20 protein-coding genes, 3 tRNA genes and 1 pseudogene are annotated in these 21575 nt (G+C 70.1%); 13 read left to right on the forward strand and 11 right to left on the reverse strand.

Annotated features, from left to right (window positions below; genetic code table 11):
- The first annotated feature begins 181 nt into the window (after positions 1 to 181).
- Positions 182 to 1402 (forward strand): amidohydrolase family protein, encoded by a 1221-nt coding sequence (locus tag B4E97_RS01505; protein ID WP_286958429.1) that lies wholly within the window; start codon positions 182 to 184, stop codon positions 1400 to 1402.
- A 70-nt stretch (positions 1403 to 1472) separates the two neighbouring features.
- On the opposite strand, the gene B4E97_RS01510 is transcribed toward B4E97_RS01505, so the two are convergent.
- Positions 1473 to 2270 carry a FadR/GntR family transcriptional regulator gene (locus B4E97_RS01510; protein WP_286958430.1) on the reverse strand — a complete coding sequence of 266 codons (798 nt, stop codon included), beginning with the start codon at positions 2268 to 2270 and terminating at the stop codon, positions 1473 to 1475.
- Between the two features lie 42 nt (positions 2271 to 2312).
- Positions 2313 to 3164 carry an acyl-CoA thioesterase gene (locus tag B4E97_RS01515; RefSeq protein ID WP_286958431.1) on the reverse strand — a complete coding sequence of 284 codons (852 nt, stop codon included), beginning with the start codon at positions 3162 to 3164 and terminating at the stop codon, positions 2313 to 2315.
- Between the two features lie 74 nt (positions 3165 to 3238).
- Here B4E97_RS01515 and B4E97_RS01520 point away from each other — a divergent pair, with 74 nt between their 5' ends.
- Positions 3239 to 3733 (forward strand): DoxX family protein, encoded by a 495-nt coding sequence (locus B4E97_RS01520; RefSeq protein ID WP_286958433.1) that lies wholly within the window; start codon positions 3239 to 3241, stop codon positions 3731 to 3733.
- Between the two features lie 42 nt (positions 3734 to 3775).
- On the opposite strand, the gene B4E97_RS01525 is transcribed toward B4E97_RS01520, so the two are convergent.
- Positions 3776 to 4642: an acyl-CoA thioesterase gene (locus B4E97_RS01525; RefSeq protein WP_286958434.1), complete on the reverse strand. Its 867-nt coding sequence runs from the start codon at positions 4640 to 4642 to the stop codon at positions 3776 to 3778.
- Positions 4643 to 4735: 93 nt separating this feature from the next.
- Here B4E97_RS01525 and B4E97_RS01530 point away from each other — a divergent pair, with 93 nt between their 5' ends.
- From B4E97_RS01530 to B4E97_RS01545, 4 genes are all read left to right on the forward strand, one after another.
- Complete coding sequence (locus B4E97_RS01530) at positions 4736 to 5896, forward strand: thiolase family protein (RefSeq protein WP_286958435.1); 1161 nt, start codon at positions 4736 to 4738, stop codon at positions 5894 to 5896.
- Positions 5897 to 5925: 29 nt separating this feature from the next.
- Positions 5926 to 6690, forward strand: a complete 765-nt coding sequence (locus B4E97_RS01535) for a crotonase/enoyl-CoA hydratase family protein (protein ID WP_286958436.1) — start codon at positions 5926 to 5928, stop codon at positions 6688 to 6690.
- A 119-nt stretch (positions 6691 to 6809) separates the two neighbouring features.
- Entirely contained in the window at positions 6810 to 7118 is a 309-nt protein-coding gene (locus B4E97_RS01540; protein ID WP_286958438.1) for a hypothetical protein, read from the forward strand.
- 10 nt (positions 7119 to 7128) lie between these two features.
- A complete protein-coding gene (locus B4E97_RS01545) occupies positions 7129 to 8631 on the forward strand; it encodes a class I adenylate-forming enzyme family protein (protein WP_286958439.1) in 1503 nt (500 codons plus the stop codon).
- 8 nt (positions 8632 to 8639) lie between these two features.
- On the opposite strand, the gene B4E97_RS01550 is transcribed toward B4E97_RS01545, so the two are convergent.
- The 3 genes from B4E97_RS01550 to B4E97_RS01560 all read right to left on the reverse strand — a co-directional run bounded on the left by B4E97_RS01550 (position 8640) and on the right by B4E97_RS01560 (position 12457).
- Complete coding sequence (locus tag B4E97_RS01550) at positions 8640 to 10028, reverse strand: amidohydrolase family protein (protein WP_286958440.1); 1389 nt, start codon at positions 10026 to 10028, stop codon at positions 8640 to 8642.
- Entirely contained in the window at positions 10025 to 11233 is a 1209-nt protein-coding gene (locus B4E97_RS01555) for a CoA transferase (protein WP_286958442.1), read from the reverse strand. The genes B4E97_RS01550 and B4E97_RS01555 overlap by 4 nt, the downstream gene beginning before the upstream one ends.
- 126 nt (positions 11234 to 11359) lie before the next feature.
- Positions 11360 to 12457 carry an enoyl-CoA hydratase/isomerase family protein gene (locus B4E97_RS01560; RefSeq protein ID WP_286958443.1) on the reverse strand — a complete coding sequence of 366 codons (1098 nt, stop codon included), beginning with the start codon at positions 12455 to 12457 and terminating at the stop codon, positions 11360 to 11362.
- 85 nt (positions 12458 to 12542) lie between these two features.
- On the opposite strand from B4E97_RS01560, the gene B4E97_RS01565 reads away from it, so the two are divergent.
- From B4E97_RS01565 to B4E97_RS01580, 4 genes are all read left to right on the forward strand, one after another.
- A complete protein-coding gene (locus B4E97_RS01565; RefSeq protein ID WP_286958444.1) occupies positions 12543 to 14198 on the forward strand; it encodes a hypothetical protein in 1656 nt (551 codons plus the stop codon).
- Positions 14199 to 14200: 2 nt separating this feature from the next.
- The gene (locus B4E97_RS01570) at positions 14201 to 16477 is read left to right on the forward strand and encodes a transglycosylase domain-containing protein (protein WP_286958445.1); all 2277 of its coding nucleotides are present in this window, start codon (positions 14201 to 14203) and stop codon (positions 16475 to 16477) included.
- A 64-nt stretch (positions 16478 to 16541) separates the two neighbouring features.
- Positions 16542 to 16614: transfer RNA gene (locus B4E97_RS01575), tRNA-Gly, on the forward strand.
- A gap of 37 nt (positions 16615 to 16651) precedes the next feature.
- Positions 16652 to 16726 (forward strand) — tRNA-Val (locus B4E97_RS01580).
- A gap of 178 nt (positions 16727 to 16904) precedes the next feature.
- Here the strand turns inward: B4E97_RS01580 and B4E97_RS01585 are convergent.
- Positions 16905 to 17723 carry a SigB/SigF/SigG family RNA polymerase sigma factor gene (locus tag B4E97_RS01585; RefSeq protein ID WP_286958447.1) on the reverse strand — a complete coding sequence of 273 codons (819 nt, stop codon included), beginning with the start codon at positions 17721 to 17723 and terminating at the stop codon, positions 16905 to 16907.
- Between the two features lie 206 nt (positions 17724 to 17929).
- Between B4E97_RS01585 and B4E97_RS01590 the strand changes: the two genes are divergently transcribed.
- From B4E97_RS01590 to B4E97_RS01600, 3 genes are all read left to right on the forward strand, one after another.
- Entirely contained in the window at positions 17930 to 18328 is a 399-nt protein-coding gene (locus B4E97_RS01590; protein ID WP_019286011.1) for a TIGR02611 family protein, read from the forward strand.
- Between the two features lie 67 nt (positions 18329 to 18395).
- Positions 18396 to 18469: transfer RNA gene (locus B4E97_RS01595), tRNA-Val, on the forward strand.
- 130 nt (positions 18470 to 18599) lie between these two features.
- Positions 18600 to 18839: a hypothetical protein gene (locus tag B4E97_RS01600; RefSeq protein WP_232004094.1), complete on the forward strand. Its 240-nt coding sequence runs from the start codon at positions 18600 to 18602 to the stop codon at positions 18837 to 18839.
- A gap of 243 nt (positions 18840 to 19082) precedes the next feature.
- On the opposite strand, the pseudogene B4E97_RS01605 reads toward B4E97_RS01600, so the two are convergent.
- The 4 genes and pseudogenes from B4E97_RS01605 to B4E97_RS01620 all read right to left on the reverse strand — a co-directional run.
- Positions 19083 to 20123 (reverse strand): annotated as a pseudogene (locus B4E97_RS01605) (recombinase family protein); the annotation flags it as partial.
- A gap of 182 nt (positions 20124 to 20305) precedes the next feature.
- Positions 20306 to 20533: a hypothetical protein gene (locus tag B4E97_RS01610; protein ID WP_044636312.1), complete on the reverse strand. Its 228-nt coding sequence runs from the start codon at positions 20531 to 20533 to the stop codon at positions 20306 to 20308.
- A gap of 4 nt (positions 20534 to 20537) precedes the next feature.
- On the reverse strand, positions 20538 to 21077 hold the full coding sequence (locus B4E97_RS01615; protein WP_106299085.1) for a hypothetical protein: 540 nt from the start codon (positions 21075 to 21077) through the stop codon (positions 20538 to 20540).
- 37 nt (positions 21078 to 21114) lie between these two features.
- The gene (locus tag B4E97_RS01620) at positions 21115 to 21555 is read right to left on the reverse strand and encodes a single-stranded DNA-binding protein (protein WP_044636310.1); all 441 of its coding nucleotides are present in this window, start codon (positions 21553 to 21555) and stop codon (positions 21115 to 21117) included.
- Between the last annotated feature and the right edge of the window lie 20 nt (positions 21556 to 21575).

The raw sequence follows: 21575 nt of genomic DNA on the forward strand, positions 1-21575 counted from the left end.
CATGCTACTTGACGCTTATGGCGGCATCCGTCAGGCGCACCGGTCGGGTGGTGCCGGTGACCGGGGCGTTTTCCCAGCCTCTGTCTGCGAGGTGCTCGACACTCGACCTTACTAGCGGTACTGTGGATTTATTGACGAAAGCGTCAGATACTACGAGCGGAACGAAGAAGGAAGTGGCGGGATGTCAATCGAGACCCAGGCCGCGCCGACGAGTCAGGCCGCACCGGATGTGGGCTACCCGATCTACGACGCGGACCAGCACTACTACGAGCCGGTCGACTGCCTGAGTCGACACCTGGACCCGAAGTACCGCGGCATCGTTCGCTGGGCTGACATAGGTGGCCGCAAGACGGTGCTCATCAACGGGCGACAGCTCACCGTCGTCCCCAACCCGACCTACGACCCGGTGGCCGAACCAGGGTCGCTGGAGACGTACTTCAGGTCCCAGAACGTCGAGGGCAAGGAGCTGCGGGACATGGTGCGGATGCACAGCATCCAGCCCGAGTACCGCAACCGGGACGAGCGGATCAAGCGGCTCGACGAGCAGGGTGTCGAGCAGACCTGGCTCCTCCCCAGCTTCGGTCTGGGGATCGAGGAGATGCTGCAGGAAGATCCCGAGTCGACCGCCGCCATCTTCACGGCCTACAACCGGTGGTTGGACGAGGACTGGGGCTTCGCGCGGGACAACCGCATCATCGCGCCACCCATGATCACGTTGATCGATGCGCAGAAGGCCGAGGAGGAGGTCGACCGGGTGCTGGCGCTCGGCGCCCGCATGGTCATCCTCAAGGCCGGACCGGTCGGCAACCAGTATGGGCGTCCGCCGTCGCCCGCCGACCCGCAGTTCGATCGCGTCTGGGCCAAGCTGGCCGAGTCGGGCACCGTCGTGGTCATCCATGCCGGGGACGCTGGATACACCAAGTTCCTGTCCGACTGGGGCGAGGGGACCAAGTACACCGGCCTGAAGTCGTCGCCGCTGACGGAGGTCCTGTCGCTCGGGGTCGAGCGCCCGATCTTCGACATGATGGCCGCCATGATCTGTCACGGGCTCTTCGACCGTCACCCGGCGCTCAAGGTTGCCACCGTCGAGCTGGGCTCGGCCTGGCTGCCGGACCTGCACCGCCGCCTCCGGGCCGCCTATGGCAAGACCCCTCAGCTCTTCGGGCGGGATCCGATCGAGTCGCTGCGGGAGCACGTCTGGATCGCGCCCTTCTACGAGGACAAGGTCGACGTCCTCCGCGAGGTCCAGGGCGCAGACCGGATCCTGCTGGGTTCGGACTGGCCGCACCCCGAGGGACTGCCGACTCCGCGCAGCGCGGTGGCGGACTTCGAGGTCCTCGGTGCTGAGGACATGCGCAAGGCGCTGCACGACAACCAGCGGCTGCTGACCGGGCCTCGCTGATCGACCTGCGCTGGACGGTGGTGAGCGAGCTCCGACGGGAGCCGAGCCACCGTCCGGCGTTGTGGTCGCGTCAGTGGAAGAGGTCGACCACCGAGCGGTCCCGCCGTTGCTCGGCGAAGATCTCCCGTCCCGCCCCCTCCAGGTGCCGGCGCCAGTGCAGCTCTGCAGCCTCAGCGTCACGAGCCTCGAGGAGGGTGACCATCTTGGTGTAGGAACGAATGGTGCGGCGGAAGCCGGCTGATGCCTTCTGGTCCGTGTGCAGGTCCTGGGCGATGGCTTGGCGCAGGTGAGTGGCCACGATGTCGGCCAGCACCTCGCACTGCACCGCCAGGGTCTGGTTGCCGCACCTCTCGAAGATGAGCTCGTGGAAGCTGTACGTGAGGTCGGACCACAGCGTGGGATCGGGCACGGCTTCGACGCCCGCCTCCACGAGCGCGCTCAGGTCGGCGACGCACTGGCGCAGGTCAGTCAGGTCGCGAGGGGTGCGGCGCTGCGCGAGGAGGCGTGCGCAGTAGGGCTCCACCACAGAACGTGCTTCGTACACGTCGATCAGCGTGGTGGCCCGTAGCTGGAGGAGGAGACCGACATACCTGGCCGCCACGGAGCTGTCCGGGCTCATCACCTGTGCCCCACCTCTTGACCCACGGCGGACGTTGATGAGCGTCTCCGTCTCCAGGATGCGGAATGCCTCGCGCAGCGTGGGGCGCGAGACGCCGTACTGGCCCATGAGCTGGACCTCGGGGGGCAGCGTCGCTCCCGGCTTGAGATCTCCCTTGACGATCTGGCGGCGCAGGTCGGTGGCGATCAGCTCAGCGGTCTTGGGTGCTCGTACGACATGGCCGACCCGGGCGGGGGGGGAGGTGCTCATGGGCGGACCCTACCCGGGTAACAGTGAACTCATTGTGGTCAGTCAGGCCCTTTGCGTGTCGGCCGGACCGATGTCGCGGAAGAGTGCCTGCTGAGCCAGGCTGACGCCCAGGGTGCCGTCCTCGGTGAACATGGATCCCGTGTACAGACCCCGCCCGTGCGCCGTGCGAGCCGGCTCCATGATGTTGAGCAGCCACTGGTCGGCGCGGACCGGCTGGTGGAACCACACGGCGTGGTCAAGGCTGGCGCCGGTCGTACCCGAGCCGTCGTGCAGGCGACCGAGGCCGCTGGAGCCGTCGGACATGTAGGTGACGGCGGCCGCATGGATGAGGGGATCTGTCCCCAGGTCGCTGGTGCACCGTGACCAGAAGCGCTCGGGGAACGGCAGGTCTGGTGTCGGCTGCTCGAGCAGTCCCCACTCGTGGGCGAACAGCCTCGGGACCGGAACCTGCTCGCAGAGGGCGGGGGCAGGCACGGCGGGCGCCTCGGTGACCTGGTTGTCCGGCCCGGCGCCCTCGGTCGCGAAGGACATCACTGCGGTGAAGATGGCGAGCCCGTCCTGGCGCGCGACGACGCGACGAGCCGAGTAGTTGCGTCCGTCACGGTCACGGTGCACCTCGAAGACCGTGGGCATGTCGCACCGTCCGCTGCGCAGGAAGTAGCCGTGCAGGGAGTGGGGGAGGCGATCGTCGCTCACGGTCCGGCCCCCGGCGACGAGGGCCTGGGCGGCGACCTGGCCGCCGTAGAGCCGGTACTCGTCGTCGTACACGAAGTTCGCCCGGTAGAGGTCCGGCTCGACCGGCTCCAGCGCGATGACGTCGTTGAGGTCCACGCCGATCACGAAGTCGGCCTGGCGCGCGACGGATTCGACGTCATGGGTCTTCATGGTGCTCATGGTCGCATTATAGTACAATCAGTTATCTACTAGGCTCCAGATGTCGGGGGCCGTCATCTGCTCGGAGGTCGTTCGTGGACGTTGATCTGACCCAGCTCATCCTGCGGCTCGCCCTCGGGCTCACCCTTGTCGCCCACGGCTGGAACAAGGTGTTCGGGGCCGGGGGGTTGAGTGGCACGCAGGGATGGTTCGAGTCGCTGGGGCTGCGGCCCGCCTGGGTCCACGCCCGCGTGGCGGCCGGCACGGAGATCGGTGCCGGACTGCTCGCCATCGTGGGGCTCGCGACCGGCCTGTCCGCGATGGCCTTCGTCGGGCTGATGGTGGTGGCCATGCGAACCGACCACCGAGGCAAGGGCTACTTCGTGTTCAAGGGGGGCTGGGAGTATGTCCTCTTCGTCGCGGCAGCAGCGGTGGCCCTGGCTGCCGGCGGCCCCGGTCGCTGGTCCGTGGATCACCTGATCGGCCTCGACCTGGCCGGACCGTGGTGGGCGCTGGCAGCGGCTGTCGGTGGCGTGGCCGCCGCGCTCGGACTGCTGGCAGCGTGCTACCGACCGGCCCGTACCTCCTGAGAGCCGGTCGGCCGGGGCGCGAGGCGCGGCATGGCGGCCACGTCAGCGCGGCGTCGATGTCGGTCTGATCACACCCTCTTGAGACGTCGTCGCAGCGAGCCGGCCGCGCTCGTCGAAGATGTCACCACGAGACAGCGATCTGCCGTGCCCGTTCCAGAGCGCCTGCATGTCGTGCAGGAACCACTGGTCGGCCCGGACGGACTGGTGGAACCAGATCGCATGGTCGATGCTCGCGAACTGCAGATCGCCCCCGGCGAAGGTCATGCCGTGCGGTGCCAGCCCGGTGGAGAGCAGGAGAAGGTCGGAGCAGTAGGCGAGCGCCGCCGCGTGCAGGAGGGGCGCATCTCCCAGGGCGTCCTGCACGCGGATCCACACGCTCTGGCGGTCGCCCGACGATGACTCCCTGGCTGTCGCGCGGGCCGGGGGCTCGGGGAAGCGCAGGTCGACCCCCAGCCAGCTGCTCAGGTGGCGGCACCACTCGCGCAGCTCGGGATCGTGCGCGAAGGCCGATGCGGGGGAGGGGGTCTGCGCGGGTGAAGGGACGCGCAGGTGCGGGCCCTGGTGGTTCAGCTCGGTGGCGTCCCCGCGGTGGAAGGACGCTGTGAGGGTGAAGATGACGCCTCGGCCCTGCGCGGCCTCGACGCGTCTGGTGCTGTAGGCCCCGCCATCTCGCAGTCGATGGACCTCGTACGTCATCGGTGCGCTGGAGTCGCCCGGCCTCAGGAAGTGGGCGTGGGCCGAGTGGATGGGGCGATCCCCGGGGACGGTCCGCCCGGCAGCCATCACGGCCTGGCCCATGAACGTCCCGCCATAGGTGCGAGAAGGCCGCTCGGTGGTGTCGAGACTCCGGAAGAGGCTGTCATCGACCTGGTCGAGACTCAGGATCGACCTGAGCGAGCGTTCCGGCACCGTTCCTCCTCGGGCTACGGTTGTCTTCACTGGGTTAAATCATTATACTATAAGGGCCGCTCGTGACCGTCACGGGCCGAGACGGAGGTTCCCGTGTCCCCTCGCGATGTGGTTGTCGTCGACGCTGTCCGTACGCCGGTCGGGCGTCGCAACGGCACCCTGGCGGACCAGCACGCCGTCGACCTGTCCGCCCATGTCCTGCAGGCCCTGCGCGACCGGACGGACTTCGACCCGGCCGTCGTCGACGACGTCATCTGGGGTGTCGTCAACCAGGTGGGCATGCAGGCTCTCAACACCGGTCGCAACGCAGTCCTGGCGGCCGGTTGGCCTGAGTCCGTCCCGGGCACGACCTTGGACCGCCAGTGCGGGTCGTCGCAGCAGGCTGTCCACTTCGCCGCAGCGGGGATCGCGTCCGGTCAGTACGACCTAGCGATCGCCGGTGGCGTCGAGATCATGAGCCGTGTCCCCATCGGTTCCTCGACCCGTGTCCAGGAGCTGGGGTTCGGCCACTCGCAGGCGATGCTCGACCGGTACGGCGTCTCCGAGTTCAACCAGGGCACGGGTGCCGAGATGATGGCCGAGCACTGGGGTCTGACGCGTGAAGCGGTCGACGAGTTCGCTGCGTCGTCCCACGCCAAGCTGGCCGACGCCATCGACGCCGGCCGGCTCGAGGGCCAGATCGCGACGGTTCCACTGGCGGACGGGTCCGTGTTCGCGGTCGACGAGGGCCTCCGGCGCGGGACCTCCGTGGAGTCGCTCTCGGGGCTCAAGACGGTGTTCAAGGAGGACGGGGTCATCCATGCGGGCAACTCCTCGCAGATCAGCGACGGCGCGGCAGCCCTCCTGCTCATGTCGGCCCAGCGCGCGGACGAGCTCGGCCTCGAGCCGATGGCTCGGTTCCACACCGGAGTCGTGGCAGGCAGCGACCCGGTGATGATGCTCTCCGGCCCGATCCCTGCCACGCAGAAGGCTCTGGAGCGCTCGGGACTGTCCATCGAGGACATCGGGGTGTTCGAGGTCAACGAGGCCTTCGCCCCGGTGCCGATGGCATGGCTCAAGGAGACCGGCGCGGATCCCCAGAGGCTCAATCCCAACGGTGGTGCCATCGCGATCGGTCATCCCCTGGGCGGGTCGGGGGCGAGGTTGATGACCCAGATGCTTCATCACATGAAGGACAACAGCGTTCGTTACGGACTGCAGACCATGTGCGAGGGCGGGGGCATGGCGAACGCCACCATCCTCGAGCTGCTCTGACCCCCAGACCCACAACCCAAGGAGAGCCCATGTCCGAGCAGGTCCTGGTCGAGGCGCGAGATGGCGTGCAGATCATCACCATCAATCGCCCCGACACCAAGAACGCCCTCAACCTGGAGGTGGCCGTGGCCGTGGCCGCGGCCGTGGACGAGCTCGACGCGCAGGATGACCTGCGCGTCGGAGTCCTCACGGGCGCTGGTGGGGTCTTCTCCGCAGGGATGGATCTCAAGGCGTTCCTGGCCGGCGAGTCCCCCGCGATCGAGGGTCGTGGCCTGTGCGGCATCACGCAGACGCCGCCGCGCAAGCCCCTCATCGGGGCGGTCGAGGGGTGGGCCCTCGCCGGTGGTTTCGAGCTGCTCCTGGCCTGCGACCTCGTCGTCGCGTCGGGGACGGCTCGCTTCGGTGTGCCGGAGGTCAAGCGCTCACTGGTTGCCGGTGGGGGCGCGGCGCTGCACCTGGCCAGACGCATCCCCCTCGCCCTCGCCCTGGAGCTGCTCCTGACGGGGGACCCGATCGACGCGGATCGGGCCGCCCGCATCGGGCTGGTCAACCGGCTGGTGCCGGAGGGAGAAGCGCTCGCGTCAGCCCTGGAGCTTGCCTCGACCATCGCGGCGAACGGGCCGCTTGCCGTCGCGGCGACCAAGGCGATCGCCAAGCAGTCCGCTGACTGGACCTGGGCGGACGGCTGGGTCGCCCAGGACGCGCTGATGATGCCGGTGTTCGAGTCCTCCGACGCGCGAGAGGGTGCCCAGGCCTTCGCGGAGAAGCGACCCCCGGTCTGGACGGGCCGCTAGGAGCAGGGACGTCCCGGTCCTGTTCCAGGCGCTGAACGGTCGCGCTCACAATAGGTATACTGATATAGTCTTATGGAGAATCCGCGCCCCGGGGGCGCCTGGCCTGCAAGGAGGCAGCCATGAAACTCACGGTCGGTATGACTCTGGCGAGTGCGGTCGACGGAGCGACGGTCATCGTCGTCCGCGCGACCGAGGGAGACGTCGAGCTCACCTCGGGCGGTCTACCCATGGTCGACCCGAAGGCGGGAGAGGCCCCCGGCGGGGAGCCGAACCCCGACCTGCTGGGTGGCACGCTCATCGGCAAGCGGTATGTCGATGCGGGCGACTCCATCGAGCTCTTGGCCACCAAGTCCGGCCAGGGGTCCCTCGCCATCGATGGCGAGCCCCTGAAGCTTCGGGACGCCAAGCCACTTCCGGCATCGGACTGAGGTCATCGACATGCACCTCGGGATGTTGCTGGACATGGCCTGCGACGCCTATGGCGATCGCCCTCTCATCGGTCGGACGGCAGACGGCTTCTCGGCCCCGGACCTGAGGCGACGCGCTCGCGCGGGGGCTGCGTTCCTCCGCGAGCGGGGCGCGCAGGCACTCGTCTACGTCGACGTCAACGGGCCGGCCTATCCCGTTGCGATGTTCTCGGCGGCCTACGCGGGTGTGCCCCTGGTGCCGGTGAACTATCGCCTGGGCGCCGAGCAGCTCGTTCACATCCTCAGCCAGCATCCCAGGTCGGTGGCGGTCACCGCCCCCGTGTCCCGAGCTCACGTCGAGTCCGTGGGTATCGAGAGCTTGACCCCGGAGGAATGGCTCTCGGCCACGGATCGCGACGACGACGGTTCAGACCCCGAGGAGTCCGACCAGCCGGCCATCATCATCTACACCAGCGGCACCACCTCGCAGCCCAAGGGGGTGCTTCTCCGGCACGACAACCTCGTGTCCTACGTCCTCGGATCGGTCGAGTTCGCCGGCGCGGGCGAGGAGGATGCCGCCCTCGTCAGCGTGCCGCCATACCACATCGCTGCGGTCGCCAACGTGCTGAGCAACCTGTATGCCGGGCGGCGGGCCATGGTCCTCGAGCAGTTCACGCCGGACGAATGGCTCTCCACCGTCCGCGACGAGCATGTGACGAATGCGCTGGTGGTTCCGACCATGCTCGCGCGGATCGTTGCCTCTGACGGCGATCTCTCGGTGCCGAGCCTGCGCAACCTCGCGTACGGCGGTGCCCCCATGCCCACCAGGATCATCGAGCAGGCACTGGCCCTCTGGCCGGATGTCGGTTTCGTCAACGCCTACGGACTGACGGAGACCTCGTCGACCGTCGCGGTGCTCGGGCCGGAGGAGCACCGGATCGCCTGGTCGAGCGACGACCCGGCGGTCAGGGCACGTCTGGGCTCCACGGGCCGCGTCCTGCCGACCGTCGATCTCGAGATCCGTGACCCGCTGGGGGAGGTGCTGCCGCCGGGCGAGGTCGGTGCCATCTGCGTGCGTGGCGACCAGGTGTCGGCGGAGTACGCCGGGGTCGGGAGGGCCCTTGACGACCGCGGGTACTTCGACACCCGCGACAAGGGTTACCTGGACGAGGAGGGCTACCTGTTCATCGGGGGTCGGGTCGACGACACGATCATCCGTGGTGGCGAGAACATCGCGCCCTCGGAGATCGAGAACGTCCTCCTGGGCCACCACGACGTCGAGGACTGCGCGGTCGTGGGGATCGCCGACGACGAGTGGGGCCAGCGGATCGAGGCAGCGGTCGTCCCTCGACCGGGGCGGTCCATCGATGCCGAGGGGCTGCGCGAGTACGTCCGCGATCACCTGCGCGGCAGCAAGACTCCCGATCGCATCCATGTGATGTCCGAGCTGCCCCGGACCGAGACCGGGAAGCTGGTGCGCCGCCACGTCGTCACTGCCATCAGGGAGGCGTCGACCTCTTCGGTCGACGCCTGAGCACGTGTCTACCGGCCGCCCACCCAGGTGCGGCTGACGTTTCCGGCGGCACACTCCACGAGGGCCTCCCGGAGCGGGCAGTGCAGCAGGCAGAGGTCTGCCGGCGCTCCCACCGTGATCCGGCGTGGCGGTCCGCCCGGGTCGTCGAGCGCGCTCAGGTAGCCGCGCAGCACGTCGGCGGGGGGGACCCCCTCGTCGTCGCCCACGGGTAGGCCGTGGCGTGAGAGCCGATCGCGGGCTGCCCTCATGGCCGCCCACGGGTCGGGATCGGCGTACGGCGCGTCGCTCGAGGACGTGACGCGCACACCGCGAGCGAGGAGCGCGGCATAGGGGTAGAGATAGGGCTGGTCCTGCGGCTCGGTCTCGACGAGATAGTCGTCCCCGCGCTCGAGCAGGAGGCGTGGTTGGGTGACCACACGCAGGTGAAGCCGTGCGATCCACTCGACGAGCTCTGGCGGGATGACGGCCCCGTGCTCGATCCGGTCGCCCTCCAGCACGCCTGCGTCGTCCAGCGCGGCCAGGGCGACGACGAGGGACGTCCGGGTCACGGAGTGGACGGCCACAGGCCGCCCCCGTCGGTGGACGTCACGGATGCGGGCGGAGATCTCGGCGGGGGTGGGGAGCGCGTGGTCGTGGAGGACGAGCTTGCGGGCCCCGACGACGGCCCAGGAGCCTCCTGCTGACGGGGGCACGGCGGTGAGGAGCGCGAGCCGTAGCCGGTGCGGCCCGGACGACAGGTGGCTGACGACGTGGTCGAGGGCGTCGGCCTCGAGGTCCGGGGAGGCGTCCGTCACGCCGGTGATGCCCAGGTCGCGCAGGTGCCGCTGGACCGCGCCGAGGTCGGGCAGGACACGCGGGGCGTACCCGGCAGCGGCGAGCCTGATCAGCTCGTCCCGTCGCCAGAACCTGCCGGTAGGCCTGCCGGCGGCGTCGCGCTCGACGCCCGCATCGTCGACGCCCGGCGTGTCCGGCACGCTCGCGAGGGCGCGGGTGTTGAGCACCCACAGGGCGCCGCTGCGGTGCTGCACGCGCACGGGAACGTCGGCACGTATCGCGTCGAGGGTCGTGCGGTCGAGGACCCGGTCATCCCGCTCGTGGTATCCCACGACCCTGACCCAGCCATCGGGTCCGACGGCCGCGGCCCTGATCGCATCCGGCCACCGCGTGCCTGCTCTCCCCAGATCGACCGAACCGTGCGCCGCAGCCATCGCCAGCAGGTGGAGATGGTGGTCGTGAAGGCCCGGCAGGAGCGCACCGCCGTGACCGTGAACGATCTCCGGCGAGCTCGACAGCGGGGCGAGCGATGGTCCGATATCGGACACCTGTCCCGCGAGGATGCGGACGTCCGTCCGCAGACCTTCCACCTCGACGTCGCGAAGGAGCAGCTCCCGGCTCATGGCGAGGCTCGCTGCCTGTCGACGTCGGGCCCGGCCGGGACGGTGCACAGGCGGGCCACGTCGTGCATCGACAGGTCGAGCAGCCACGCCCGGTCGCTGGTCAGTGCAGCGGTCGCCGCCAGCGCGGCATGCACGCCCGCCAGCGGGTCGGCGAGCGCGTCACCTGCGGGGAGGGGCTGCTCGGAGCGAGCCAGCAGCCCGGCACCCGCCGCGACGTCATCACCGAACCCCACCCAGTCCGACGAGCGTCCCCGTGCGGTGATGGAGAGCCACGTGGTGCCGGACGCCACGACGTCCGTGGCGCTGATGCCGAGGTGGGCCAGCGCCCGTGGTCGCGAGGCCTCGATCACCAGGTCCGCCTCGCGGATGACCTCGTCGAGGGAGGACCTGCCACGAGCCGTGGTGAGGTCCAGGCTGAGCTCCTCCGACCCCGCGTTCATCCGCTCGAAGAAGGCGCGAGAGCCCCGGCGGGCCCCGTCTGGGCGTTGGTCGCTCTCGACCTTGATCACGCGCAGCCCGGTGGCGCGAAGCAGTCGCGCGCACAGGGGACCCGCCCACAAGGAGGTCAGGTCGACGACGGTGTGGACCGTGCCCGCTCGCGACCGTCTGACGCCGCCGCCCGACGCCAGCAACCACGGCCGGTCGGCGCCGTAGTCAAGGACCCCCACGGGGGAGGCAGGGATGCCGAGCAGCTGGAGGCGGGCGGCCGCGTCGGCGGCGGGTCGCCCCCCCAGCCAGGCACCCACGGCTTCCCACGGGTCGGCTCCGACCGGCCCCTCAATGGCCGCGGGCAGGAGCTCGACGTCGGTGGGACGGGCCAGGGACAGGGCCACGTGCCCGACAGAGCACGGCAGGATGCCCATGGCCCCCCCGCAGGAGAACGGGGCGTTGCGGGTCAGGCCCAGCAGGGTGGCGCGTTCGCCGATCAGCTCGATGCCGGGCAGGAGAGCGCCCGTGAGCGAGGTGATCAGGGCCAGTGCCGCGCGCGCGGCCGAGGCGGGGTGGCCGCGCACGTCGAGGGGAGGGCCCGAGGCGAACCCGGTCAGGCTCTTGCCGCCCGACGCCGCCCAGTCCGTGGCCACGGGCGGAGACTCGCGCAGGTCACAGGTGGCCCCGGCGCCGAGCACGGGGTCGAGAGCAGGCACGAGTCGCCGGGCGTGGACGGCTGCCGCTCCGTCGCCCAGGATGCGCAGCTGTGCGGACACCCGGTCATCGTCGTCCATGCGGAGAGCGCCACAAAATCAGGTCCGCGCCGCACCATCGTGTCTCTGACCCCGGCCGCCTGCGCGGCACGAGCAGAGCGGCGTGCGGAAGGCTCGACCTGAGGCTGCTCAGCCGGTGCGGTCGACCGGGCCGTCCAGCCCGTCCACCAGGCCCCAGGCCTGGGCCGTCTCGATCCCGATGGGTGCTCCCGAGAGGGCTAGGTATGCCGTGCGCCAGCGCCCGATCCGCCGAGGGATGCTCACGGTGCCCCCCGCTCCGGGGATGAGTCCCATGCGGAGCTCGGGAAGCCGAAAGGTGGTGCCAGGGGAGGCCAGGACGGATCCGGCGAACGCGGGGACCTCGATCCCGGCGCCGATGCACGGCCCGTGCAGGTGTGCCGTGACACGTGCTGCGACCCGAGCCACCGCAGCTCCGGCCCCTTGCCGGAGGCGGATCAGGTGAGCCACGGACACGTCGTCCATGGTCCCGAACTCGTCAAGGTCCCCGCCGCTGCAGAAGGTCGGCCCCGACCCCGCCAGATGGACCTCCGTGATGGTCTCGTCCCACGCGGCGAGGTCGAGTGCCTCGACGAGGCCGTCCCGTATGGCGGCGGAGTAGGCGTTTCGGCGATCCGGTCGGTCGAGGACGACGCGCAGCACGTCACCGTGGCGAGCCACGCGCACGGGATCGACGGTGGCAGCGACAGGCCGTCGCGGCGTGGCGGATCTCCACCGCAGGAAGTCGCCGGAGGCCAGCAGGGAGGAGTACGCCAGAGACTCGGCGGCCAGACCGTCGGCGACCGACAGGGAGGACGTGAGCCGGAGGGTCTGGCACAGGATCGTCGCCGTGACCGGATGGGTCCGGACGGCATCCACGAGGCTGCCCAGTGCCGCCTCGGGATCCTCCACCGCCACCACCCAAGGGGGTGGCGCCGACGCCGACGCCGACGTCGACGCTGACGGGCACAGGGTCAGGTCCACCGCCCTGGCCACGGGTTCCAGCGACCGGGGGAGGGGGCCCGTGCTCCAGCCGACGACGGGGACGTGCGCGCGGGCGAGGCGGCTGACGGCGTGCTGCACTGCTTCGGGCTCGGCGCCCGTGCGATCCCCCAGGTCGACGACCACGACGGGTGCGAGGGGTCGGCCGCCGGGCGCGAGCTCCAGGTCAGCGGCTCCGTGGCCGAGGTCGTTCACCGAGACGTGCGTGGGAGCCGTCGCGTCACTCACCGAGCAGCTCCGTGCGTGCTGTCGAGGGGCGGTCGAACCATGCAGCCATCCTAGGTCCGGCTCGCCGACGTGGAGCGACTCACGGTTGCGGCTCGGGTCCGGCTCGCGTTGGTACGGTGACGGGACCTGGCACCACGACCTGAGCGACGGAGACACCCTGGACCCCACGGAGCGCCCCGAGCAGCCGCGGCGGGCCGGTGCGGACCGGCTGCCTCGGTGGTTGCGCGCGTCCCCGGAGGACCCGGAGCGACAGGCCCGGGTGTATGCCGGTCGCGCGCTGCTGGGAGTGCTGGTCGGCTGCGTGTGCGCGGTGCTCCTGCTGACCGCCATGTATCCCTCGCTGCGTTTCACCAACCAGCGTCCCGAGCGCACGACCGCCGCGCCGCCACCGCCCCCGTCCACGCGGGCCGCGCTGGCCCGGGCCGAGGCGGCTTCGGCGGCCGGCGTCCTGCGCACGCTCCTCGAGCCGGTCCCGGCGGGGATGCCGGCGGGTCTGGTCGACTCGTCGCCGGTGACGGGCACGGTGTCGCCAGCCGTGTCGCCGACCTGCGACACCCCCGTGTCGCCGGTGCTGTCCCGCTCGCGCACCTGGGCTCGTCCGCCCGGACCGGGTGGGTTCGGGTCCGGCGTGACGGTGACGGCCACGGCATACGGCCCTGGAGCCGGTGCACCGGCGCTCGACGCCATGCTCGTCGCCCGCCGCCAGTGCGTGGGAGAGGCGCGAGTCACGGCGGCCTCAGGGCTCGGCGTGCAGACGCTGCGGGCTTCGCAGACCAAGGGGGCGGTGGACACGCAGTCCGTGATGTTCCGCCGCGGGGACGTCGTGGTGTCCGTGTCGGGCACCGGCCTGCCGCTGCCGAAGGACGCGGCCGCCGACCTGGACCGGCGGCTGACCCAGCTGCTCGGGCCGGTGTGCGTCGACCAGGACTCCACCACGGCCGACTTCGCGCGCTCGCCGCTGATCGCGCGGACCGCGTTCAGGGGGCTGCAGGTGGCGCGCGGGGTGGACCTGCCGGGGCAGGGTTCGCCCCTGCCCGACCTGGTCTCGCCCCACGCCGGCACACCTCTGCCCGCCGCGGTCACCCCGACCCCGCCTCAGGCGCCCTACTGGTCCGAGCAGGCGCCCGACCCGGTGGTCAGCCCCACGGAGCCGCAGCCGCCGACGCCCTACCCGGTCCAGACGTCCTACCTCGCACCGGCCCCCGACGAGCGCGGGCCGGGCTGCGGCTGGGCCTTCACGGGCACGACGGCCCCGACCTACGACGAGCGGGCAGCCTCGGCCACGCAGGAGCAGCGCCGGCAGGCGGCCGTGACCGCCATGCAGGCGGCCGTCGCGGCCTACCCCGCCGCGGTGCAGGCCTACGAGCAGGCCTGGCAGCGCTACCAGGGCGAGGCGCAGGCCTACACCGACTACGCCGTCGCGGCGCAGCAGGTCGAGAGTGCGTGGGCCGCGATCCGGGCCCAGCAGGAGGCCTACCGGTTCGCGCTCGAGGGCTACCAGCAGGCCCTCGCCGCCTACGACGCGGAGACCCAGCGCCGCCAGGACCTGGCGACGGCGTACGCGTCGGCGGTCACCGCCTGCGCGACCGTCACGCCCCCTCCGTGGACCGATCCGGCGCAACCGTCGCCGACGGCACCCGGCTGCCCTCCGACCCGTGACCCGGTCCTCGACCTCCCGCCGCCCGCGTCGCCCACGTCACCGTCCCCGCCGCCCGACCCACGTCCCACCCCGAGGCGCTGACGATGACCATCCCGTATGACGACCGGCCTGGCGGCCGGCAGCCCGCCCCGCGGCGACGGACCCTCACGGCCTGGCTGGTGGGTCTCGCGACGGCCTCCGGCCTCGCCACCGCTGCCACCGTCGCGCCCGCCGTGATGATGACGGGGGCGGCGGCCAACAGCGTCGCGGACTACTGGGACGCCCTGCCGAGCACCCTGCCGATCGAGCCGGTCCCGCAGCGGTCCACGATCCTCGCGGCGGACGGCAGCACCATCGCCACGTTCTACTCCGAGAACCGCGTCGAGCTGCCGCTGGCGCAGATCGCGCCCATCGCGCGCCGGGCCGTCGTCGCGGTGGAGGACGACCGCTTCTACGAGCACGGTGGGGTCGACCTGCGCGGCACCCTGCGAGCTCTGGTCAACAACGCCGGCGACGGGGGGAGGCAGGGCGGGTCGACCCTGACGCAGCAGTACGTCAAGAACGTCCTGCTCAACAACGCCGAGACGGCGCAGGACCGCGCCCGGGCCACCGAGACGACGATCACGCGCAAGGCGCAGGAGGCCAAGCTCGCGGCCGCGCTCAACCGGTCTATGAGCAAGGACGACATCCTGCAGGGCTACCTCAACATCGCCTACTACGGCGACGGGGCCTACGGCATCGGCACCGCCGCGCAGCACTTCTTCTCCGTCCCGGCGTCCCGACTGACCCTCACCCAGGCCGCGCTGCTCGCGGGTCTGGTCCAGAACCCCTACGGCTACAACCCGATGGTGCACCCCGAGCAGGCGCTGAAGCGCCGCAACGTCGTGCTGGCGCGCATGCGCGACACGGGGGTCATCACGGCGCAGGAGGCGGCCCAGGCGCAGCGAGCACCGTTGGGGCTCAAACCGTCCGAGGCCGCCAACGGCTGCACGGCCAGCCGCTACCCGTTCTACTGCCAGTGGGTGAGGGACTCGCTCGAGCGGGACACGACGTTCGGCGCCACCCCCGCGCAGCGCCGCCGGTTCATGAACTCCGGGCTGACGATCCGGACCGCCCTGCAGCCGAGGCTCGCGGACCAGGCGCAGCGATCCGCCGACGAGGCGCTCGGGCGTGACAACCAGTTCGCCGCCGGCGTCGCGGTCGTCCAGCCGGGCACCGGGCACGTCGTGGCGTTCGCCCAGAACCGCTCGTTCGGTCTGGGGCAGGGCCGGACCAACCAGATCTATCCGGCGCTGACGGCCTTTCAGCCGGGCTCGACCTTCAAACCCATCACGTATGCCGCGGCGCTCGAGGGCGGCTTCCCCGTCAACGGCGTCCAGGACGCGCCCGCGCGCTACCGCCCGGACAAGCTGAGCTATCCGCCTGGGGGATACCGCAACTCGATGGCGGCCGACGCGGGCCGGCTCACGGCCGGTCAGGCGCTCGCCCGCTCGTCCAACACGTGGTTCGTCATGCTGGAGGGGCAGGTCGGCGTGCCCAAGGTGGTCCAGATGGCCAACCGGCTCGGGATGACCTTGCCCGCCGACAAGATCGGGGCGGACGAGGGGTCCACGACCCTGGGGACGCACGACGCGTCACCGATCCAGGTGGCCTCCGTCTACGCGTCCTTCGCGGCCCACGGCAGGGTGTGCAAGCCGGTCGGGATCGTGTCGATCACCGGCGCGGACGGCAAGCCGCGCAAGGCCCCCGACCCGCAGTGCCACCAGGAGATCCGGCCCGGCATCGCCGACGCCGTCACCGCCGGCCTCGTCGAGACGGTCGACGGGCCCGATCCCTACCGCACCGGCAAGCGCCTCTCGATCGGGCGCCCGGTCGCCGGCAAGACCGGGACCATGGACGGCAACGCGTCCGTCTGGTTCGCCGGCTACACGCCCCAGTTCGCGACCGCGGTGTGGGTCGGGGATCCCCGTGGAGGCCAGAAGTACCCCATCAACAGCGTGCGGCTCTACGGCCGCCGGATCGGCTCCGTCTTCGGCTCCACGGCGGCCGGACCGATCTGGCAGGACGCCATGCGGTCCATGCACGAGGGGCTCCCCGTCCAGGGCTTCGCGCCCGTCGGGCCGGCCGAGCTGGCCGGCACCCACGCCGTGATGCCCGACGTCCGGGGGCTCGGCCGCGACCAGGCCGTGCGCGTGCTGCAGGACTCGGGCTTCGACGTCACGCTGGCCCCGACGGCTGCGGGTCCAGATCCGTTGCGCCCCAAGGATGTCGTGGCCGCGCAGACCCCAGCGCCCGGCACGGCGGTGGGTCTGTCCGGCAAGGCCACGATCACCCTCAGCGCCGGCTCCGACCTGACCGTTCGACTGCCCGACGTCCCGTAACCTCGATTTGGGCTGCACGTCACCCATCGGCTATCGTTTCTACGCGCACCACGGCGTGGTGCAGGCGGACATAGCTCAGTTGGTAGAGCGCAACCTTGCCAAGGTTGAGGTCGCCGGTTCGAGCCCGGTTGTCCGCTCCGACGAGGGGCGCGAGAGATCGCGCCCCTCGCCCTAGGGCGATTGGCGCAGCGGTAGCGCGCTTCCTTGACACGGAAGAGGTCACTGGTTCAAACCCAGTATCGCCCACCACATCAGACCCCCTCTGGCCAGCAGCGATGCGGCCGAGGGGTTCGTGCGTCTGGGGCCAGAGGTCCTGATCGTGGCCGCCGGGGCTCAACCCTGGCGGGACGTCCTGGCGTCACGAAGGCCCGGTGCCCTCACCACGTGAGAGCACCGGGCCTTCGACATACGGGAGAGGGGCTGCGGCTCAGGCGACCGGGCGCACCGGCATCCGCTGGATGTCCAGGATGTGGCGCAGGCGCCGCAGGATCTGGGACAGCAGCCGCGAGACCTGCACCTGGCTGACACCGATCTCGTCGGCGATCTCCTGCTGCGTCATCTCGGAGAAGTAGCGCAGCTCGATGATCTTGCGCTGACGCGGGGTCAGGCAGTCCAGGAGGGTGTGGACGGTCATCTCGTCCATCAGGTTGTTGAGGTCGTCGTCGTCGTCCGGGATCAGGTGACCCAGGGTCGTGGACGAGCCCTCGCCGGTCGGGTGCTCGAGCGACAGCGGCTGGTAGCCGGTGGCGGCGCGCTCGACGTCGGCGAGCTCCTGCGCGGTCAGGCCCAGGGCGTCGGCCACCTCGGTCGAGGTGGGGGCGCGGCCGAGCTTCTGCTCGAGCTCCTGTTGGGTCTCGCGGACGCGCGGACGCAGCTCCTGCAGGCGGCGCGGAGGACGCACCGACCAGCACTTGTCACGGAAGTGCTTGCGCAGCTCACCGATGATGGTGGGCGTCGCGAAGTCGATCAGGCTGACCCCGTGCGAAGGGTCGTAGCGCAGGACGGCCATGACCAGGCCGAGGTTGGCGACCTGCTCGAGGTCGTCGCTGGGCTCCCCGCGGTTGCGGTAGCGGCTCGCGAGCCGCTTGGCCAGCGACAGGTTGTCGGAGATGACCTTGTTGTAGACGGCCTGCCGCTCCTCGGGCGGGAGGTCGGGAACCGTGGCTAGGAGTCGCTCGGACTCCCCGTCGCCGACGGGCCGCACGTGGGGGAGGCCGAAGACGATGTGGTGAGAAGACGTGCTCAAAGAGAGACCTCGATCGTTGTCGGGGTAAGACAGGCCGTCTTCTAGACCTGCGGACCGGCCGGCACGCGCAGGGACACCCTCGGTACCAACCTTGTCAGCGATACTACCCACGGATGGCGGCACAACCCCAGCTTTGCGAAAAACACAGGTTGTGACCGGACCAATCGGGTCAATGACGTGCATCGACGTGCAAAAGGGGCGCAGGTATGACGGAGCGTGACTGGGCGTGGAGGCGTCGACTGAGGGCGGATCCGCGCAGCCACGCCATCTATCGGCTCGTTGTCGGAGCCGTCGGTCTGGTCATCGTGGTGGTCGGTCTGATCCTGGTGCCGTTCCCGGGCCCGGGGTGGCTGATCGTCTTCCTCGGCGTCCTGGTGTGGGCCACGGAGTTCGAATGGGCCCAGCGCCTGCACGAGTGGGGGATGGGGCACCTGCGGCGGTGGAACGACTGGCTCATGCGCCAGGCCGTGTGGGTGCGCGCGGCCGTCGGTCTCGCCACCGCCGCGTTCGTCGGGCTGGTCGTCCTGACGACCATGGCGATCACCGGCGTACCCTCCTGGCTGCCCGACCCGGTCGAGCGCCCGCTGGCCGATCTGCTGCCCTGAGACCCGATTTCGTGCTGGGCCCCGACACCGGATAAGATGCCGGAGTTGCCCGCCACGGCGGGCGCCTGGACGTGTAGCTCAGTTGGTTAGAGCGTTCGCTTCACACGCGAGAGGTCAGGGGTTCGAGTCCCTTCACGTCCACCCCACGCACAAGGCTCGAACCCTTGCCAACGGAAACGTTGGTTGAGGTTCGGGCGTTGTCGGCGTCTGCGGCCCAGGTCAGGGCGTTGGCGTTGACCTGCGGATCGAGGAGCATCTCGAAGGGCCGGTTGTGCTCGACGCGCAGCTCGTTGTCCTCGTCGATGAAGACCTTGGTGAAGAACGCCTGGTTGCACAGCCGCCGGTTGGTGTCGTCGCAGCGGGTGTAGATATCGGCGCAGTTGGCGAGCAGGCCGAGGGCGTCGCCGAGGTGGGCGCGGGCGTCGGCGTAGTCGCCGTGGTGGGCGTCGATGCGGCGGGTCACTTGGTCGAGTTCGGCGACGATCCGATCCTGTTCGCGCTTGAGCACTGAGAGCGGGATCGCGTCGGCGTAGTGCGCCTGCATGAGACGGTCCTGCTCGCCTTCGAGCCGGTCGCGGTTGGTGGTGAGTCGTTCCAGTTCTTCGGTTTCGGCGGCCATGAGTCGGTCGAACTCGTGGTGGAGCATCCCTGCGAGGGCGTCTTGCTGGGCGGGCGTGATCTGGACGCGGGTGTAGTAGTCCTCGACGAGCTTCTCGACGTCTTCGATGAGCATCGCCTGGCGCGTGCAGTCGGTGCGCTTGGAGTGCCGACCCGAGCACACGAAGTAGCGGTAGACGTTGCCGTGCCGGTTCTTCGCGTTCGAGACGATGAGCCGGGACCCGCACTGGCCGCAGTGGACGGTGCCTTTGAGGTAGTGGCCGTGGACTTGGGTCGCCTCGACGGCGCACTGGTGCGCGGTGAGCACGGACTGGACCTGGTACCAGACCTCGGCAGGCACGAGCGCCGGGTGGTTGCCCTTGTAGCGGGTGCCTCGGTAGATGACATCGCCCTTGTAGTACGGGTTGGTCAGGAGCCGATGGATGGTAGACACCGCCAACGGCTTCGCCGGCCGCTTCGGCGTCGGCAGGCTGCGCAGCCCCCGCGAGGTGAGTTCGTCGTGGAGCTGGCTCACGCTCCAGTTACCTGAGGCGTACGCCTTGAACGCCCACTCGATGATCGGCGCCCGCTCAGGATCGAGCTCGATGGTGCGGACTTCACGCCCGAGCTCGTCGCGCTTGCGGACGTTCAGATAGCCGATGGGCGCGCGCCCGTTCGTGCCGCCACCGATGGCCTTCTGGGTCATGCCCTTGGCGACCTCGGTGGCGAGGTTCCGAGAGTAGAACTCGGCGATGGTGGACATGATGCCGTGCAGCAGCATCCCGGAAGGGGTCTCGTCGATGTTCTCCGACGCGGACACAAGCATGACCCCGCACTGTTGGAGTGCGAGGTGGATGCTCACGTCGTCGGCGCGGTTCCTGGCGAGCCGGTCGACCTTGTGAACGATGCAGTACGCGACCTTGTTGGCCTTGACGTACTGGATCATCCGCATCAGCTCGGGCCGGTCGGACGACTTGGCTGAGGCTCCCGCGTCGACGAACTCCTCAACGATGCCGGCACCGAGCTGTTGGGCCTTGCGCCGGGTCGCTTCGCGCTGGGCCGGGATCGAGAAGCCCTCGTCGGTCCCGCCCTTCTCGGCCTGCTCGCGGGTCGAGACCCGCAGGTACGACACGGCGGCAGCCATTGTCTTGGGCGGGTCGATGAGGCTGACAGCCGGATCATCGGCAATGGTGGTCATCGGGGGCTCACTCTCACGCGGTTCGACCCTCGCGCTCCCAACTGTTCGTGGGAGGGGTGTTGATCGTGAGAGCAGCCGATGAAGGCTGTAGGGCGAGACCCGATGGTCTCGGTGCGTGTTGCCCGCCGAGCGGCGAGGTTTAGGCCACAACACCCCGCATCGCGAGGCTTGCACGGTTGATTCTACCGGGCGGCTTCTGGGGCGGCCAGGACATTCGTCGGCGCCCGGTAGGTGTCGGGGACCCGATCGGCCGCGCGGGCCGCGCGGCTCTCGCCGGTCTCCTGCAACGTCAGCCGGATGAGAACCTCGGCGAGCTTGTGCAGGTCGGCGCGTTCGCGGTGGATGGCACGTACGGAGAACGACCGCTCCTCATACGGGCGTCGATCGGTCTTCTTGGCGTAGCGGCTCATCGGTCTACGGCGCTTCGTCGTCGTCCAGGCTGGCGTAGAACTCGTCTTCGGCCTCCTGGCGCTTGCGGACTTGCGCGATGACGAACTCGGCGAATTCGGTGTCGCGGTCGGTGAAGGTGAAGTCCTGGATCGTCGGCGCCGGGTCCTCACCAGGCCAAGCAGCTTGCCGGGTCGGGCGGTCTCGGTCTCCACGAGTACCGCAGGCGGTGACCCAGTAGCGAAGGCGCTCTCGTGCGTCGGCGAAGTCGCGGTGCCAGCCGAGCGGCGCGGAGGCGTTCTGCTCGGGGTCGTAGGCACCGAGCCAATGCAGGTGCAGCGCCGACAGCTCCCAAACCATCTCCGGGTGGTGATGCCAGAACGGCGGCACCACCGCGACGGTGAGGCCGTAGGTGCGACGCAGCCAATCAACCCACCGGTTCAGCGCGAGCCATTCCTGCTCCAGCTCGTGCGCCGTCAGCAGGTTCCAGTTCACGGGGTGAGGCGGCTCGGGCATGTCCGCGTTGGTGACACGGGGCGGCCCGTCGAAGACGTCCGGCTCATCCATCTCATGCTGATCGTTCATGGTGCTGTCGCTCCCGAACTCACATGGAGACCGGGGCGTGCGCCGCGGTCGCTGCTCGCTGCGTCGGCTCGTACGCCGCTGCGTCCCGGCCGACTCCATTGCGCGGCGTGCGGTCCACCTCGTAGCGGGTTCGCGCGGCGTCATGGCCGATCTTCTTGGCAACGAACTCCTCGCCCTCGATCGCCTGACCGTTGCGCTCGTAGCTGACCGGCCGCGTGTAGCCCTCGGCGACGAAGTTGTCGCCCTGCGCGAAGTTCGCGTGCGCATGCTCAGCGGAACGCCCGAACATCACCAAGTGGTGGTAGGTCGTCTCGGTCTGCGTGAAAGAGCCGTCGTCCTCGCGGCGGAAATGCTCCTTGCCGATACGGGCGAAGAACCTGGCGTCTCCCTTGGCCGTCTCGGTGAGCAACGGCTCCGACGCGATGAAGCCTGACAGCGATTCCTGCGTGTGAATGGCCATGATGGCCTCCTCCTGACTCG

The organism is Arsenicicoccus sp. UBA7492 (assembly GCF_002479615.1).
GTDB lineage: Bacteria > Actinomycetota > Actinomycetes > Actinomycetales > Dermatophilaceae > Arsenicicoccus > Arsenicicoccus bolidensis.

Bases quoted from the DNA above. Each gene is read 5' to 3' on its own strand.
- B4E97_RS01505 (WP_286958429.1), top strand. From the start codon at position 182: ATGTCAATCGAGACCCAGGCCGCGCCGACGAGTCAGGCCGCACCGGAT.
- B4E97_RS01510 (WP_286958430.1), bottom strand. From the start codon at position 2,270: ATGAGCACCTCCCCCCCCGCCCGGGTCGGCCATGTCGTACGAGCACCC.
- B4E97_RS01515 (WP_286958431.1), bottom strand. From the start codon at position 3,164: ATGAGCACCATGAAGACCCATGACGTCGAATCCGTCGCGCGCCAGGCC.
- B4E97_RS01535 (WP_286958436.1), top strand. From the start codon at position 5,926: ATGTCCGAGCAGGTCCTGGTCGAGGCGCGAGATGGCGTGCAGATCATC.
- B4E97_RS01540 (WP_286958438.1), top strand. From the start codon at position 6,810: ATGAAACTCACGGTCGGTATGACTCTGGCGAGTGCGGTCGACGGAGCG.
- B4E97_RS01545 (WP_286958439.1), top strand. From the start codon at position 7,129: ATGCACCTCGGGATGTTGCTGGACATGGCCTGCGACGCCTATGGCGAT.
- B4E97_RS01550 (WP_286958440.1), bottom strand. From the start codon at position 10,028: ATGAGCCGGGAGCTGCTCCTTCGCGACGTCGAGGTGGAAGGTCTGCGG.
- B4E97_RS01570 (WP_286958445.1), top strand. From the start codon at position 14,201: ATGACCATCCCGTATGACGACCGGCCTGGCGGCCGGCAGCCCGCCCCG.
- B4E97_RS01590 (WP_019286011.1), top strand. From the start codon at position 17,930: ATGACGGAGCGTGACTGGGCGTGGAGGCGTCGACTGAGGGCGGATCCG.
- B4E97_RS01610 (WP_044636312.1), bottom strand. From the start codon at position 20,533: ATGAGCCGCTACGCCAAGAAGACCGATCGACGCCCGTATGAGGAGCGG.
- B4E97_RS01615 (WP_106299085.1), bottom strand. From the start codon at position 21,077: ATGGATGAGCCGGACGTCTTCGACGGGCCGCCCCGTGTCACCAACGCG.
- B4E97_RS01620 (WP_044636310.1), bottom strand. From the start codon at position 21,555: ATGGCCATTCACACGCAGGAATCGCTGTCAGGCTTCATCGCGTCGGAG.